This window comes from Thalassobaculum sp. (assembly GCF_040219615.1).
In the GTDB taxonomy this organism is placed as follows: Bacteria; Pseudomonadota; Alphaproteobacteria; order Thalassobaculales; family Thalassobaculaceae; genus Thalassobaculum_A.
Genome location: NZ_JAVJSE010000028.1, coordinates 12226 through 26352 on the forward strand (window position 1 = coordinate 12226; position 14127 = coordinate 26352).

A 14127-nucleotide genomic window follows, 5' to 3' on the forward strand; every position below is an offset into this window, starting at 1 on the left:
AGGGCACTGATCGATCCGACAGCAACGGGGTAGTCCTTGCCACGAATCCGGAAAAGCTCGGGCAAGCCGACACTGGCTGACGTGGCCAGGGCCGCGGGAGTGAGCCCCATCACCGCCTCGCGGGTGCTGCGCAAGCCAGACATGGTCTCGCCGGCATTGCGCGACCGCATCAACCGGGCGATCGCCGAGATCGGCTATGTCCCGAACACCGCGGCCCAGGCGCTGGCGTCGTCGCACTCGAACGTGATCGGCGTGATCATCCCGTCGGTCACCAACTCGGTGTTCATCGACGTGCTGCGCGGAATCTACGACGCCATCGAGGCGACGCCGTTCCAGGCGCAGTTCGGCAACACCAACTACTCGGCGATCAAGGAGGAGGACCTGCTGCGGCTGTTTCTCGGGCAGCGCCCGGCGGCGCTGCTGGTCACCTGCTTCGAGCAGTCCCGAGAGGCGCGCCGCCTGCTTCAGGCCGCCGACTGCCCGGTGGTCCAGATCATGGACATGCCGGACGACCCGGTCGACATGGTGGTCGGCTTCGACCACCGCGGCGCCGCCGCCACCGTCACCCGGCACCTGATCGCGCGGTCCTACCGGCGGATCGGCTTCATCGCCGCGCAGATGGACACCCGGACCAGGAAGCGGCTCGACGGCTACAGCGAGGCGATGCAGCAGGCCGGGCTGTTCGACGAGCGCCTGATCGTGACCACCCACAAGACGTCGGCGGTGACCCTGGGCGGCCAGCTGCTCTCGGAGCTGCTGTCGCGGGGCCTGGAGGCCGACGCCGCCCAGGCCAACAACGACGACATCGCGCTGGGTGCGCTGTTCGAATGCCAGCGCCGCCGCATGCGCGTGCCCGAGGACTTCGGGATCGCCGGGTTCAACGACTTCGAGGTCATCGGGCTGGCGGTTCCGGCGGTGACGAGCGTGCGGACCTACCGCTACGAGATGGGCCGCAGGGCGGTGGAGATGCTGGCGGCCGCCATCGCCGGCGACCGGTCGGGCGAGACCGTGGTGGACATGGGCTTCGAACTGATCGAGCGGGACAGCACCAAGCGCGTGAATTAGTCCCACCTGGTCAGTAACTTCATCCAAGCGGACGCAGGCCGCTGCCGTCACGTGTGGTGGCATTTGCTTCGATCAGCGGAAGATCGGCGTCCACGGTTGGGTCTTCGTGCGACGCATCAGGCTCGCCACGGCGTCGGCATCCTGTGGCAGAACGAATCGGCACTCTCCCGCGCCCGACTTACCGACCCGCGGACCACGCGGCGCCAGGGAGTTCGAACACCGACAATTCAGGGACGGTAGCCAGCGCAACCCGCCGCATGCATCGGCCACCGCTTCGCGCGACCACGGAACCCGGCCCTACCTCGCACTCCGATATCCGGTAGATCAAAATGCAGGCGTGAGCATCCGGTCTATCGCAGGGCCTTGGCCCGCCCGTACAGCAGCAGCATCGCCACGATCACCAGGCCGTAGATGATCTGCCGGCCGAACTCGGCGATCTGCATGACCGACAGGATCGACTGCAGCAGGGTGACCAGGATGACGCCGGCGACGGTGCCCATGTAGTTGCCGCGGCCGCCCAGGATCGAGGTGCCGCCCAGCACCACCGCGGCGATCGCCGGCAGCAGGTAGGCGTCGCCCATCGACTGCGCCGCCTTGCCGGCGTAACCGGCCAGCAGGACGCCGCCGAATGCCGCCAGCGCGCCGGAGATGGCGAAGGCCGCCATCACCAGCCGCTGGGTCGCGGCGCCCGACAGGTAGGCGGCGCTCTCGCGATTGCCGATCGCGTAGATCGCGCGGCCGAAGGTGGTGCGGGTCAGGGCGAAGACCGCCAGCGCGCCGACCGCGGCCCACACCAGGATGGCGTTGGGGACGCCGAAGACCAGGGTGCCGGTGGCCAGCCAGCGCATCGCCGGGGACGCCGAATCGGCCGGCGAGAAGCCGCCGGTGTAGGCCACCATCAGCCCCTGGGCGATGACGTTCATGGCCAGGGTGACGATCATCGCCGGGATCCGCAGATAGGCCACGCCGATGCCGCTGATCAGCCCCATCGCGGCGCCGCACAGGATCCCGAACGGCACCGCCAGCGCCTCGCCGAGCGGGCCGTAGGCGGTGGCGGCGGAGGCCATCATCGCCCCGGTGGTCACCACCCAGGGGATCGACAGGTCGATCTGCCCCAGCAGGATGATCAGCATCATGCCGGTGGCGATCACGCCCAGGAACGAGGCGACCTTCAACTGCTGGACCAGGTACTCCGGCGACAGGAAGCTGCTGGAATACAGGCTGCCGACCAGCAGCAGCAGGACGATGCAGGCGAACGACACCAGGATCGGCAGGTTGGGCCGCTCGCGCAGCGGTACCCTTGTGGTCTGGCTGGCCTCGGCGGTCATCGCGGGTCCTCAGCTGAACATGTCGAGGCGGTTGCGGATCCTGAACAGGCGGGCGGCGCCGACGGTCACCGCGAGCGCCAGCACCAGTCCCTGGAACAGCGGCTGCCACAGCGGATCGAGGTCGAAGACGAACAGCAGGTCGCCGATGGCGCGGAACGCCAGCGCCCCGAACACCGCGCCGATCGCGCTGCCGCGGCCGCCGTACAGCGACACCCCGCCCAGCACCACGGCGGCGATCGAGAACAGCGTGTAGTTGTCGCCGTTGGCCAGCGACGCCTCGCCGGAATAGGTGAAGAAGGTCAGGAACAGCCCGGCCAGCGCCGCCAGCAGCCCGCCGAGCGTGAACGCCGCGAACCGGGCGCGCCGGACCGGCATCCCCGACATGTAGGCGGCCATGTCGTTGGAGCCGACCGCGTAGGCGGCACGGCCGATCGCCGAGCGGCTGAACGGCACCCACACCACCAGCACCACCGCGGCCAGGAAGGCCAGGCTGGCCGGGACCACGCCGAACAGCTTGCCGGTGAAGGCGTCTGCCAGGTCGGCGGCGAAGTCGGGAGTGGTTCCGGGATAGGGGCGCAGCCACAGCGCGATGCCGAAGAACACGGCACCGGTCGCGATCGTCGTGACGATCGGCTGCAGCCGGCCGACGATGACGATCAGCCCGTTGACCGCGCCGCACGCCAGGCCGGTCGCCAGCACCGCGGCGACGCCGAGCCCGACCTGCCAGGGCGGGCCGCCCAGCAGGTGGGATCCCAGGCAGTTGCACAGGATGAAGATCATGCCGACCGACAGGTCGATACCGGCCGTCAGCACCACCATCGCCTGGGCCATCGCGATCAGGGCCAGGATGACGCCCTTGTTGGCGGCGGTCTGGACCACGTTGGCGGTGAAGCCCGCCGGATGGTTGCCGACATAGACTGCGAACATCGCCAGGAACAGCAGCAGCGCCATCAGCGTCCCGCGGTTCTCGGCGACCAGGAAGCGCCATTCCCTCATCGCCCGGCGACCGGCGCGGCGCCGGCCTCCCCGGTCGCGGAACCGTTGCCGGGGGCGATGTTCAGCGCGCTGCCGACCAGCGCGTGCTCGGTGATCTCCGCGCCGGCGAGCGTGGTGACCACGGCGCCGTCGTACAGCACCATCACCCGGTCGCAACAGCCGATCAGCTCGTCGTAGTCGGTCGAGTACAGGATGATCGCCGCGCCCTCGGCGCTGAGCCTGCGCATCAGCTGGTAAATCTCCTGCTTGGTGCCGACGTCGATGCCGCGGGTCGGGTCGTTCAGCAGGATGATCTTCGGCGCCACCATCAGCCACTTGGCGATCACCACCTTCTGCTGGTTGCCGCCCGACAGGGTGCTGACCGGCGCCTCGGTGCCCTTGGTGCGGATCGCCAGCAGCCGGATCATCTCGTCGACCCGGTCGCGCTCGGCGGCACGGTCGACGACCCCGGCGCGCGACAGCCGGCCGAGGGCGGCGAACGACAGGTTGTGCAGCACCGGCATCGGCAGCATCAGCCCCTCGGTCTTGCGGTCCTCGGGGATCAGCGCCATGCCGATGCCGGGCGACTTGGCGTGCCGCGGGTTCTTCACCGTGATCGGCCGGCCGTCGACCAGCACCTGGCCGGTGACGCCGCGCAGCACCCCGAACAACGCCAGCAGCAGCTCGCGCTGGCCCTGGCCGTCGAGGCCGCCCAGGCCGACGACCTCGCCGGGATGCACGTCGAGCGAGATGTCCTTCAGCTTGCCGGTCCAGCCGAGGTTGCGGGCGGACAGCGCCGGGGTGCCGGTGGCCGGCGGCGCCGCGGACTTCGGCGGGAACACGTGCCGGTACTCCCGGCCGATCATCATCTCGACGACCTCGTCGTCGGTCTTGGTGCCGGCCGCGTAGCTGGCCACGTTGCGGCCGTTGCGGAACACCGTGCACTCGTCGGCCAGCTCGGAGATCTCGTGCATGCGGTGCGAGATGTACAGCAGCGCCATGCCCTCGCCGCGCAGGCGCTTGAGCACCGCGATGACGTTGGCGACGTCGGCGGCGGTCAGCGCCGAGGTGGCTTCGTCCAGGATCAGGACCCGGGGACTGCGGGCCAGCGCCTTGGCGATCTCGACGATCTGCTGGCGCGACAGCGGCAGGTCGCCGACCCGGGCGCGGGGATGGATGTCGCCGCCGCCGGCCTTGGCCAGCGCCGCCTCGGCCAGCCGGCGCTGCGCCTTGCGGTCGATCAGGCCGAAGCGGGTCGGCGGGTCGGCCGCGACGATGTTGTCGGCGACCGACAGGTCCGGGATCAGCGAGAGTTCCTGGAAGATGCACACGATGCCGGCACGGTTCGCCGCCGCCGGATCGGCGAAGCCGACCTCGCGACCGTCCAGGAACATCCGGCCGGCGTCGGGGGCGACGACCCCCGACATGACCTTGATCAGGGTGGACTTGCCGGCGCCGTTCTCGCCGAGGATGGCGTGGACCCGGCCGGCATGGACGTCCAGGGAGGCGTTCTCGAGGGCGTGCACGCCCCCATAGCGCTTGGAGATTCCTTCCATGCGGAAGAGCGCCGTGTGCTCATGCATGCTCGTCTTCCCTGCTGGAGAGTCTCCGCGGGGCCGGCGGCCCCGCGGAGGTCGGTCGGTCCGGCGGGAAGCCTACTTGTTGTCCTTGGTCTGCTTCATGATCTCCTGCGCCGTGAACTCGATGCCGCAGGTCGGGAACGAGTTGCCGACGAAGAAATTGTCGGACTCGTTGGAGTAGTAGTTCTCGCCGTCCTTGAAGCCCGGGTGCTCGACGATCGCCAGCGGCAGCTTGATCGACTGCGGGACGACCTTGCCCTTGAGCGCGTCGATCGCGGTCTTCATGGCCACCGCGACCTGGGCCGGGCCGGTGCCGGCCGAGGAGCACAGCAGGCCGTCGCCGCTGTGCTTGCCGCAGAACTTGCGGAAGCCGTTCTCGGTCTCGCCGGCGAACGGCACGAACGGGTGCTTGGCGTCGATCATCGCCTGCACCACGCCGGTGTCGCCGCCCTGGGCGGTGATGCCATCGAAGCGGCCGTGCACGGCGATGGCGTCGGCGGTGGCCTTCTGGGCGGTGCCGTCGTCCCACTTGCCGGACACCTCGATCACCTCCCACTTCTTGCCGGTGGACTTGAGCACCTCGTGGATGCCCTGGTGGCGGTCGGTGTCGACCGAGGTGCCGGCGACGCCGCGCACCTCCAGGATCTTGCCGCCCTTCGCCAGGTGCTTGTCGAGCCAGTGGGCCCACAACTCGCCGAGGCCCTTCTGGTCGACGTTGACGTTGATGGCGTCCTGGGTGTCGAGGATGTTGTCGAAGGCGACCAGCACGATGCCGGCCTGCTTGGCGCGCCGGATCACCGGCGCGAAGGCCTGCGGGTTCTGGGCGTTGACGACGATGGCGTCGAAGCCGGAGTCGATGAAGTTGTTGATCGCGGAGATCTGGGCGGCAACGTCCTCGCCGGTCGAGACCACCTTGAACTCCTTCAGGTCGGCCGCGACCGCCGGCAGCGCCGCGTAGGCCTTCGCGGTCTGGATCATCTGGATGCGCCAGGTGTTGGCGACGTAGCCGTTGGCCAGGGCGATCCGGTACGGGCCCTTCTTCGCCGCGTACTGGAAGAACTTGGTGTCCTTCGACCACGGCACGTAGCAGGCCTGGTCGCTGGCCGGTCCGGCGACGATCTCGGGCGCTGCGACAGCGGCGGCGGCCGACAGCGCGATGACGGCGGCCGCGCCGAGCGCGCCCGTCTGCTTCAGCAGTGAGTTCAGAGACATGGAGCCCTCCCAGGGTGACGTTCTTGCTTATCGGAGGCGGGCGCCGGCCGGTGCCGGTCAGGACGACCGGCCCGGTGCGGCTGCGGCTCCGTCGCACCGTGCGAACGCACCGGTTCGGCGGAGCGGAATGTGCCTCAACCAAATGTTTAGCGAGTCTATGACAGCGCTGTCAATGATTCGAAATGCCTGAATCCCTCTGCGATGCCGCGTGAACTACAGCGATGCAGTGCCTGACGATCGTGTTCCGATTGGTCGGTGATAGCGCTTGCAGGTATGGTAGCGCGCGTGGGTCGGAGACTTCCTCGTCGGCCGGGCCGCCGCGCGGGCGTTCAGCCGCGCGCCATCGCCTCCAGTACCGCGCGCGAGGCGTCGTCGGCCGGGAAGAAGCTCTCGATGCGGATGTCGTGCAGGGCGATGTCCTGCGGCTCGCCGAGCGTGGTGATGGTGGAGAACAGCCGCACCGCCACCCCGTCCTTGGAGACGTCCAGGGTCAGCACCGGCGGCAGCGGGGCGGCGTCCTCGACTTCGGCGGCCCCACCCCGGGCGGCCCCGCCGCCGGCGGCCCAGTGCGGGGCCGACGGGCCGAGCCGGCGGGCCATGTGCGGCAGCACCTCGTCGCGGTTCAGCAGCCACTGCCCGAGCCCGTCCGGGTCGAAGATCCAGGCCGCCAGGTCGATGCTGCCGTCGGCCGCGGTCGGCAGGCCGTCGGGGGCCAGGAACGCCAGCATCCGCTCGGCTGCGGTGTTGGCGCGGCGGAGATGCCAGGCGCGGTCGATCACGATCGCCGGGAACGGCTCCTGCTTGTCGAGGATATGGGTCAGCGCGGCATCGACCGCGGCCAGGTCCGGGTCGCTGTCGCGGCGCGCCAGGAAGGCCGGCGAGAACCCGGCCGAGGCCAGCAGGGTGTTGCGGTCGCGCAGCGGCACGTCGAGCGCGCCGGCCAGCGCCACCACCATGTAGCGGCTGGGCCGCGCCCGGCCGGTCTCCAGGAAGCTCAGATGGCGCTGCGAGGTGCCGGCGCTGAGCGCCAGGTCGAGCTGGCTGACCCCGCGCTGCCGGCGCCAGCGCCGCAGCAGCACCCCGAACTCGTCGGACGGGTCCCGGGCATCACGCGAGTCGAGCGCGGTGGCCATGATTACTCCCGGCGTAATTGAGGCGGTCCGGTCTCGCAGGTGATGGTCGCGCCAGGATACGTCAAACCCAAGGAGACGATCATGACGATGTTCGGCCATCCCGAAACCGCCCTGCGCGCGGTCCTGCGCCTGAACGCCGGCTCCTCGCTGCTGATCGGCGTCGCGATGGCGGCCGCCGCCGAGCCGCTCGCCGGGCTGTGCCTGAACGGCCCCGGCCGCTATCTCGGCCTCGACGCCAGCGCCTGGATCCGCCTGGTCGGCCTGGCCCTGCTGCCGTTCGCCGGCATGGTGTTCTGGGTATCGGCCCGGCCGGTCGGGCGGCCGGCCCTGGTCCGGGCTGTCTGCGGCCTCGACTGGGCCTGGGTGCTGGGAAGCGCCGTCCTGCTGGCGCTGGCATGGAGCGCCTTTACCTGGACCGGCGCGATCCTGGTCGACCTGATGGCACTCGCGGTCGCGGCGTTCGCGGTGCTGCAGGCGCGCTGCCTGGGCGCGGCGCTGTCCGGCCCGGCGGCGGCATAGCCCGGCTAGAGTCCCGCGATGCCGGCGGTCCCGATCGGCCCCGCCGGCGTCGCGGCGGGGCGCGCCGAACTGCCGAGGTCGAGGGCCCAGCGTCGCATGATCTCGACGTCGGGCAGGCCCGTGGTCTCGATCGGCGCAGCCTGGCTGCCGCCGATCGACTCGCGATGCCGGGCCGCCTCGCGGACCTCGCGCGGCGACATGCCGAAATGCTGGCGGAACAGCGTGCTCAGGTGGCTCGGATTGGTGAAGCCGTAGTCCAGGCCGATGTCGTAGATCAGGCGGTCGGCCTGCCGGGGCGACCGCATGGCCCTGAAGCAGGCCATCAGCCGGCGCCGCTGGATGTAGTTGCGGACCCCGCCATGGTCCTTGAACAGGCGGAACAGGGTGGCGCGCGACATGCGGAAGCGGGCGCACAGGCCGTCGGCGCCGAGCTCCGGGTCTCCGAGGTTGTCGTCGATGTGGTGTTGCAGGGCCTGGAAGGCGCCGGTCTGGGCCTCGGCGCTGACCGGATCCTCGTGCGCCAGCAGCGAGCCGAGGAAGCCGACCAGGTTCCGGGAGATCAGCGGCCCGTCCTCGACCGTCGCATGCGGCAGGTTGCGCCGCAGGGACAGCATGAAGTCGCCGAACAGCCGGGCCGCCATGCTGTCCTTGGCGAACACGGCGCCGCGGGCATCGCGCAGCGAGGGCAGGTGCTCGCCGAGCCAGTCGCGCGGCAGCACCAGCGACATGGTGTCGGCGCCGCTGCTGGCGGCGTCGGTCTCATAGCCGAGGTTGACGGCGTAGACCCCGCCCGGCTCCTCGACGAAGGTCGAGTCGCCGTTGATCCCGCCGTTCGTGCCGCGCAGGAAGACCTGAAGCAGCACATGGTCGGCATCGTCGTGCCGGCGGGCCCAGGCCGCGTCCCGGACGAACCGCTGCTGCGGATACTCGGCGTCGACGAACAGGAACTCGCCGACATGGTACTGGGTGCTCTTGAGCGGTTCCGGCGGACCGCCCGGGTCGGCCAGGGGCACGCAGTCGAAGAACGGCATCAGGCTCCGGCGCCAGTGCCAGAACATTTCCTCGTTCGACAGGTGCCCGGGCTGTAGAGACGCCGTCGGCAAACGTGCACGCCCCATGGCTCTGCTCCGCTTTGCCGCGTCTCCATCTCTCCCCGAATCAGATTTACGACATATTGAGACGACGATGAAATAAATTTGAGACGCAGGCGCAATCGAATCCGTTAGGATTGCGTTAACTATTCGGGCCGACGCAGGGAGGTCGGCCTGTCTGGCCCAAATTTCCAGACGCCTTTTTGCCCGCAATCCAGAACGGAGGCAGGGATATGGCTCAGTTTCGCGGGATCTACGCGGATCCGCAGAATGCAAACACCGCCTGTTCGGCGGGCGACGACGGCACCGTCCAGGGCGGCCGGACCGTCGACAGCCTGGTGGTCTCGGCCCGGGCGGGGGCCTGCGGCGAACTGCTCGTCGTCGATCCTGGGATCGACGAATCGTCGATCCTGGTGAACGGCCGACGCCCCGGCATCGAGGTCTTCCATCTGAGTCCCGGCGGCCGCGGTCTGGAGCAGATCGCCGAGCACCTGTCCGGACTCCACGGCGTGACGACCCTTCATCTGCTCTGCCATGGCGAACCGGGCACGCTGGTGCTGGCGGGCGACCGGATCGATCTGCCGGCCCTGGCGGTCCGGCGGGCGTTGCTGGCGAACATGGCCCCGGCCTTCGGATCGGTTGCCGGCGTGGCGCTGTATGGCTGCTCGGTCGCGGCCGGATCGGCCGGCATGCGGTTTCTCGACTACCTCGAGGCGGTGCTGGGCGTTGGCGTCGCGGCATCGGCCGGTCCCGTCGGCGCCGCCGCGCTCGGCGGTCGCTGGATCCTGCGCGACCGCAACGGCGCTTCGATCGAGACGGCGTTCACGCCGCTGTCGCGTGCCACCTATCCGGGCCTGCTGACGGCCACAGGCTGACGGCAGGCCGCCGCTACCGCGAGTTCGGACGGCCGCGCTGCGGTCGTCCTCCATGGCGCCGGCACCCCGTGACGACGGTATGTGCAACCGTTGCGTTCCCCCCAAGGAACCGTCGTCCGGGGTGTCGAGCGCAGAGTGCCCAGATCGGGCCCTCTGACCTCGACTTGGTCCTCAGGCGTTGGCGCCTTCGTTCAGGAAGTTCAGCGGCAGTCCCGGCCGCGCCCAGTCGACGGCGACCAGCAGGCCATGGCCGCTGAGCGTGATGAAGGCGGTCCGCAGGTCGGGGCCGCCGAATGCGATGTTGGTGCAGAAGGCGTCCGGCATCGGGTGGAACTCGACGGTCCCGGTGGCCGGCGAGGCGACGGTGATGCCGCCGGTCCCGAGGGTGGCGACGCAGACGTAGCCACCGCGTTCCACCGCCATGCTGTCGAACCGCCGGAACCCGGCGTCGCAGGCCACCAGCCGCCCGCCGTTCGGCGACGGGAACGGGTGCTTCGCCACCTCGCCCTCGCCGACGATCTCGTAGGACCACAACCGGCCGCCCTCGGTCTCGGCGACGTACAGGGTCTTCTCGTCGGGCGACAGGCCGATGCCGTTCGGCATCACCATCGGGTAGATCGCCTCCTTGATCAGCCCGGTGTCGGGCCGGCAGTAGTAGACGCCGCCGCGGTCCATGTCGCGGGCCCGGACCTTGCCGAGGTCGGTGAACCACAGCCCGCCGGTCCGGTCGAACACCAGGTCGTTCGGGCCCTTGAGCGGGTGGCCGCCGCATTCGGTGAACACCACCTCGATCGCGCCGGTCTTCAGGTCGACCCGCTCGATCCGGCCGCCCGAGTAGTCGTGCGCCTGGCCGATGGTGCGGTGGTGCCCGGTCTTGGGGTCGACGTGGAAGTCGAAGCCGCCGTTGTTGCAGATGTAGACCTTGCCGTCCGGTCCCATGGCGGCGCCGTTCGGGCCGCCGCCGGTCTCGGCGACGATCTCCGTGCGGCCGTCCGGCCAGCAGCGGGTCAGGGTACGCCGCCCGATCTCGACCACCAGGACCGAGCCGTCCGGCAGCGCGATCGGTCCCTCCGGGAACCGCAGCCCCTCGGCGATCGTCCGCATCGTCATTTCTGGTCTCCTCCCTAGTTTGCGCTAACTATCGCCGGGAGGAACGCCGAAGCGCAAACCCGGAGGGGACCATGAGCGAGCAGAGCGAGACCGCCGGCATCGAGACCGTCATTGTCCCCCGGGCGCGCGACATCGGCGGCTTCGAGGTGCGGCGGGCGCTGCCCTCGGCACGGCGCCAGATGGTCGGGCCGTTCATCTTCTGGGACCAGATGGGCCCGGCCCGCTTCCCGCTCGGCGAGGGCATGGACGTGCGGCCGCACCCGCATATCGGGCTGTCGACCCTGACCTACCTGTTCGAGGGCGAGGTCATGCACCGCGACAGCCTTGGCACCGCCCAGGCGATCCGGCCGGGCGAGGTCAACTGGATGACCGCCGGCCGCGGCATTGTGCATTCCGAGCGCACCGATAGCGAGCTGCGCGCGGCGGGTGCCGCGCTGTACGGCATCCAGGCCTGGGTGGCGCTGCCGAAGGCGGCCGAGGAGGTGGCGCCGAGCTTCGCCCATATAGGCTCCGAGGCGCTGCCGACCATCGAGGGCGAGGGCAAGCGGGTGCGGGTGGTCGCCGGCACCCTGTGGGGCGAGACCTCGCCGGTGCCGGGCTATTCCGAGACCATCTACGCCGACGCCGTCCTGGACACCGGCGCCAGGCTGCCGATCCCGGCCGAGCACGAGGAGCGGGCGGTCTATGTCGTCGAGGGCACGGTGTCGGTGGCCGGCGACCGCTTCGACTGCGGTCGACTGCTGGTGCTGAATCCCGGCGACGAGATCACGGTGACGGCGGAGTCCCGGGCCCGGGTGCTGGTGCTGGGCGGCGAGCCGATGGACGGGCCGCGCTTCATCTGGTGGAACTTCGTCGCCTCCTCGAGGGAGAAGATCGAGGCCGCCAAGGCCGACTGGCAGGCCCGGCGCTTCGCGATCGTGCCGGGCGACGAGCAGGAGTTCATCCCCCTGCCGGAGCGGTGAGGCGGGTCAGGCCGGCGGTGCCTGGACCCATCGTCCGTCCTCCCGGCAGTAGACCTTCGCCTCCACCCGCGGCGTGTCGCCGAAATTGTAGTACATGCGCATTTCTCGGCATTCGCGACCTTCGACAGGTTCGTCCACCGGGTATGCCTCGGCCCAGCCGCTGATGCTCTCGTCCGCTTCGCTCTTCCAGTGAATTCGCTGGCCGATCCCGGCATTGACGGACTGGGCGACCGCTTGGTCTGCGAGCTTCTGGTCGGCTTCACCGAGCTTCGGGATCGGCTTGGGCAGCGCAGGCTCGCCGGACGCGTAGAGCCCGACCGCGCCACCGACAAGCCCGCCGACCAGGAGGCCGAGGAGCGGATTGCCGGTATGACCGCCCGAGGCGATCCTGATCCCGGCTTCGCTCCCCAGCCCGGCCGCGGCGCCGGTGGCCGCGCCGACGACGGCGCCGGAGGGCGGATCGTCGCCGGTCGTCTCGCAACCGGCCAGCAGCAGGGTCGATACCGCGAGCAGGGCAACCGACGTGCGGGTCCGCATCGGCGCCGACGAACGCCGGGTGCGGCTCACGATTTGATCCACTTGTCACCGTCGCGGCAGAACTGCGTATTCTGGTCGGTGGAGAGTCCGTTGACGAACCGCACGCTGCGAACCGCACGACAGCCCTTCTTGACCTTGACCACTCCGTCCGTGGAAGGCTCCGCCCAACCAAAGACCCGCGAACTCGCCTCGCTCTCCCAGTGCACGATCTTGAGCGTCGGGTCGGTCAGGATCTTCATGGCGGCCTCGTCGGCCTTGTCGCGTTCGGCGGCGCCATAGGTTCCGGAGTTGTCGCCGCTCGACATGTAGTGGCCGGCGACGCCGCCGACGACGGCACCGACGAGCAGGCCCAGGAGCGTGTTCTGGCCCGAGAACCCGCCGCTGGCGATGGCGATCCCGGTCGCGGCGCCGGCGCCGCTCGCCGCCCCCGTGAGCGCGCCCGCCGCGGCACCCGACGGCGGGTCGTCGCCGGTCGTCTGGCAGCCGGCCAGCAGAAGTGCCGCAACGGCCAGCGAGGCGACCGTTCGTCTGGTCCTTGTGATGGTGCCATCCCCCCGACTGCACAGCGAAGGCGGTACCGGCCTTCGATGCTCTTCCACCCTTGGGCGCAATCGTGCCGAACCGCTCGCGGCATGGCAACGGTTTTGCCCCCGGATCCCGGCCGAATCCGGCCGCTTCGTCGCGATCCCGCAAAGCTCTCTTGCGCGACCTCGGCTTTGCCGTCCGGCCGCGCGGGGATAGAGTGCGCGCCGATGGCAACGCTGACACTCGACCACGTGACCTTCCTCGGATCCGGCCTCCGGCGGCCGGAATGCGTGGCATGCACGGCCGCCGGCGCGATCTGGGTCAGCCATGCGCTGCCGGACGGCGGCGGGGGCGGCGTGGCCCGGCTGGCGGCCGACGGCAGCGTGCAGCCGCTGCTGGCCCGCACCGGCATGCCCGGCGACTTCATGCCGAACGGCTGGTCGATGGCGCCGGACGGCTCGTTCCTGATCGCCAATCTCGGGGAATCCGGCGGCGCCTGGCGGCTGCGGCCGGACGGCGGCTGCGACCCGGTCCTGACCGAGGTCGACGGCCAGCGGCTGCCGTCGGTGAACTTCGTGCACCGGGCCGAGGACGGCACCGTGTGGATCTCGGTCAGCACCTGGCGGGCGCCGCGCGACCGGGCGTTCCACCGCGACGTCGCCGACGGCTTCGTGATCCGCATGGCCGATGCCGGCGATCCGGCCTCGGCGCGGATCGTCGCCGACGGGCTCGGCTACGCCAACGAGGTGAAGGTCGACCCGTCCGGTGCCTGGCTCTATGCCAACGAGACGATGGCGCGGCGGATCTCGCGCTGGAAGCTGACCGCCGGCGGCCTGGGCCCGCGCGAGACCGTGGCCGAGTATGTCGACGGGGTGTTCCCCGACGGCTTCGAGTTCGACGCCGAGGGCGGCATCTGGTGCGCCAGCGTGCTGAGCAACCGGGTGGTGCGGGTGGCGCCGGACGGCAGCCAGACGGTGATTATCGAGGACTGCGACCCGCTCGAGGTCGAGACCGGCATGCGGAACTGGCGCGACGGCACGTTCACCCGGGCCGACATGAACGTCGGCGCCGCCCGCCGGCTGCGCAACATCGCCAGCATCACCTTCGGCGGGCCCGACCTGAAGACCGCCTATCTCGGCTCGCTGGCCGGCGACAGCCTGGCGACCTTCCGGTCGCCGGTGGCGGGTGCCGCGCCGCCGCACTGGAAATTCTGAG

At 70.2% G+C, this 14127-nt stretch carries 14 protein-coding genes; 5 read left to right on the forward strand and 9 right to left on the reverse strand.

Annotated elements, in window-relative coordinates; all coding sequences use genetic code 11:
• Window positions 1–36: 36 nt before the first annotated feature.
• The gene (gene gntR, locus RIC31_RS14875; RefSeq protein ID WP_502990127.1) at window positions 37–1065 is read left to right on the forward strand and encodes an HTH-type transcriptional regulator GntR; all 1029 of its coding nucleotides are present in this window, start codon (window positions 37–39) and stop codon (window positions 1063–1065) included.
• Between the two features lie 350 nt (window positions 1066–1415).
• Here the strand turns inward: gntR and RIC31_RS14880 are convergent, their stop codons facing one another.
• The 5 genes from RIC31_RS14880 to RIC31_RS14900 form a co-directional block, all read right to left on the reverse strand.
• Window positions 1416–2393 carry an ABC transporter permease gene (locus RIC31_RS14880; RefSeq protein WP_350109028.1) on the reverse strand — a complete coding sequence of 326 codons (978 nt, stop codon included), beginning with the start codon at window positions 2391–2393 and terminating at the stop codon, window positions 1416–1418.
• 9 nt (window positions 2394–2402) lie between these two features.
• A complete protein-coding gene (locus RIC31_RS14885) occupies window positions 2403–3389 on the reverse strand; it encodes an ABC transporter permease (protein ID WP_350109031.1) in 987 nt (328 codons plus the stop codon).
• A complete protein-coding gene (locus tag RIC31_RS14890) occupies window positions 3386–4951 on the reverse strand; it encodes a sugar ABC transporter ATP-binding protein (RefSeq protein WP_350109034.1) in 1566 nt (521 codons plus the stop codon). Before RIC31_RS14890 ends, RIC31_RS14885 begins: the two co-directional genes overlap by 4 nt.
• Before the next feature lie 72 nt (window positions 4952–5023).
• Window positions 5024–6160: a sugar ABC transporter substrate-binding protein gene (locus RIC31_RS14895; protein ID WP_350109038.1), complete on the reverse strand. Its 1137-nt coding sequence runs from the start codon at window positions 6158–6160 to the stop codon at window positions 5024–5026.
• 329 nt (window positions 6161–6489) lie between these two features.
• The gene (locus RIC31_RS14900) at window positions 6490–7293 is read right to left on the reverse strand and encodes a helix-turn-helix domain-containing protein (RefSeq protein WP_350109041.1); all 804 of its coding nucleotides are present in this window, start codon (window positions 7291–7293) and stop codon (window positions 6490–6492) included.
• Between the two features lie 81 nt (window positions 7294–7374).
• Between RIC31_RS14900 and RIC31_RS14905 the strand changes: the two genes are divergently transcribed.
• Window positions 7375–7812 (forward strand): hypothetical protein, encoded by a 438-nt coding sequence (locus RIC31_RS14905; RefSeq protein ID WP_350109044.1) that lies wholly within the window; start codon window positions 7375–7377, stop codon window positions 7810–7812.
• Between the two features lie 5 nt (window positions 7813–7817).
• On the opposite strand, the gene RIC31_RS14910 is transcribed toward RIC31_RS14905, so the two are convergent.
• On the reverse strand, window positions 7818–8930 hold the full coding sequence (locus tag RIC31_RS14910; protein WP_350109047.1) for a helix-turn-helix domain-containing protein: 1113 nt from the start codon (window positions 8928–8930) through the stop codon (window positions 7818–7820).
• Window positions 8931–9136: 206 nt separating this feature from the next.
• Here RIC31_RS14910 and RIC31_RS14915 point away from each other — a divergent pair, with 206 nt between their 5' ends.
• On the forward strand, window positions 9137–9778 hold the full coding sequence (locus RIC31_RS14915; RefSeq protein WP_350109050.1) for a DUF4347 domain-containing protein: 642 nt from the start codon (window positions 9137–9139) through the stop codon (window positions 9776–9778).
• Window positions 9779–9949: 171 nt separating this feature from the next.
• Here the strand turns inward: RIC31_RS14915 and RIC31_RS14920 are convergent, their stop codons facing one another.
• Window positions 9950–10888 (reverse strand): SMP-30/gluconolactonase/LRE family protein, encoded by a 939-nt coding sequence (locus tag RIC31_RS14920; protein ID WP_350109053.1) that lies wholly within the window; start codon window positions 10886–10888, stop codon window positions 9950–9952.
• Between the two features lie 71 nt (window positions 10889–10959).
• Here RIC31_RS14920 and RIC31_RS14925 point away from each other — a divergent pair, with 71 nt between their 5' ends.
• Window positions 10960–11850, forward strand: a complete 891-nt coding sequence (locus RIC31_RS14925) for a pirin family protein (RefSeq protein ID WP_350109057.1) — start codon at window positions 10960–10962, stop codon at window positions 11848–11850.
• A 6-nt stretch (window positions 11851–11856) separates the two neighbouring features.
• Here the strand turns inward: RIC31_RS14925 and RIC31_RS14930 are convergent, their stop codons facing one another.
• Entirely contained in the window at window positions 11857–12417 is a 561-nt protein-coding gene (locus RIC31_RS14930; RefSeq protein ID WP_350109060.1) for a hypothetical protein, read from the reverse strand.
• Window positions 12414–12986, reverse strand: coding sequence for a YMGG-like glycine zipper-containing protein (locus tag RIC31_RS14935; RefSeq protein WP_350109063.1), 573 nt, complete (start codon window positions 12984–12986; stop codon window positions 12414–12416). The genes RIC31_RS14930 and RIC31_RS14935 overlap by 4 nt, the downstream gene beginning before the upstream one ends.
• Window positions 12987–13139: 153 nt before the next feature.
• Between RIC31_RS14935 and RIC31_RS14940 the strand changes: the two genes are divergently transcribed.
• Window positions 13140–14126: an SMP-30/gluconolactonase/LRE family protein gene (locus RIC31_RS14940; protein WP_350109065.1), complete on the forward strand. Its 987-nt coding sequence runs from the start codon at window positions 13140–13142 to the stop codon at window positions 14124–14126.
• Window position 14127 lies beyond the last annotated feature (1 nt).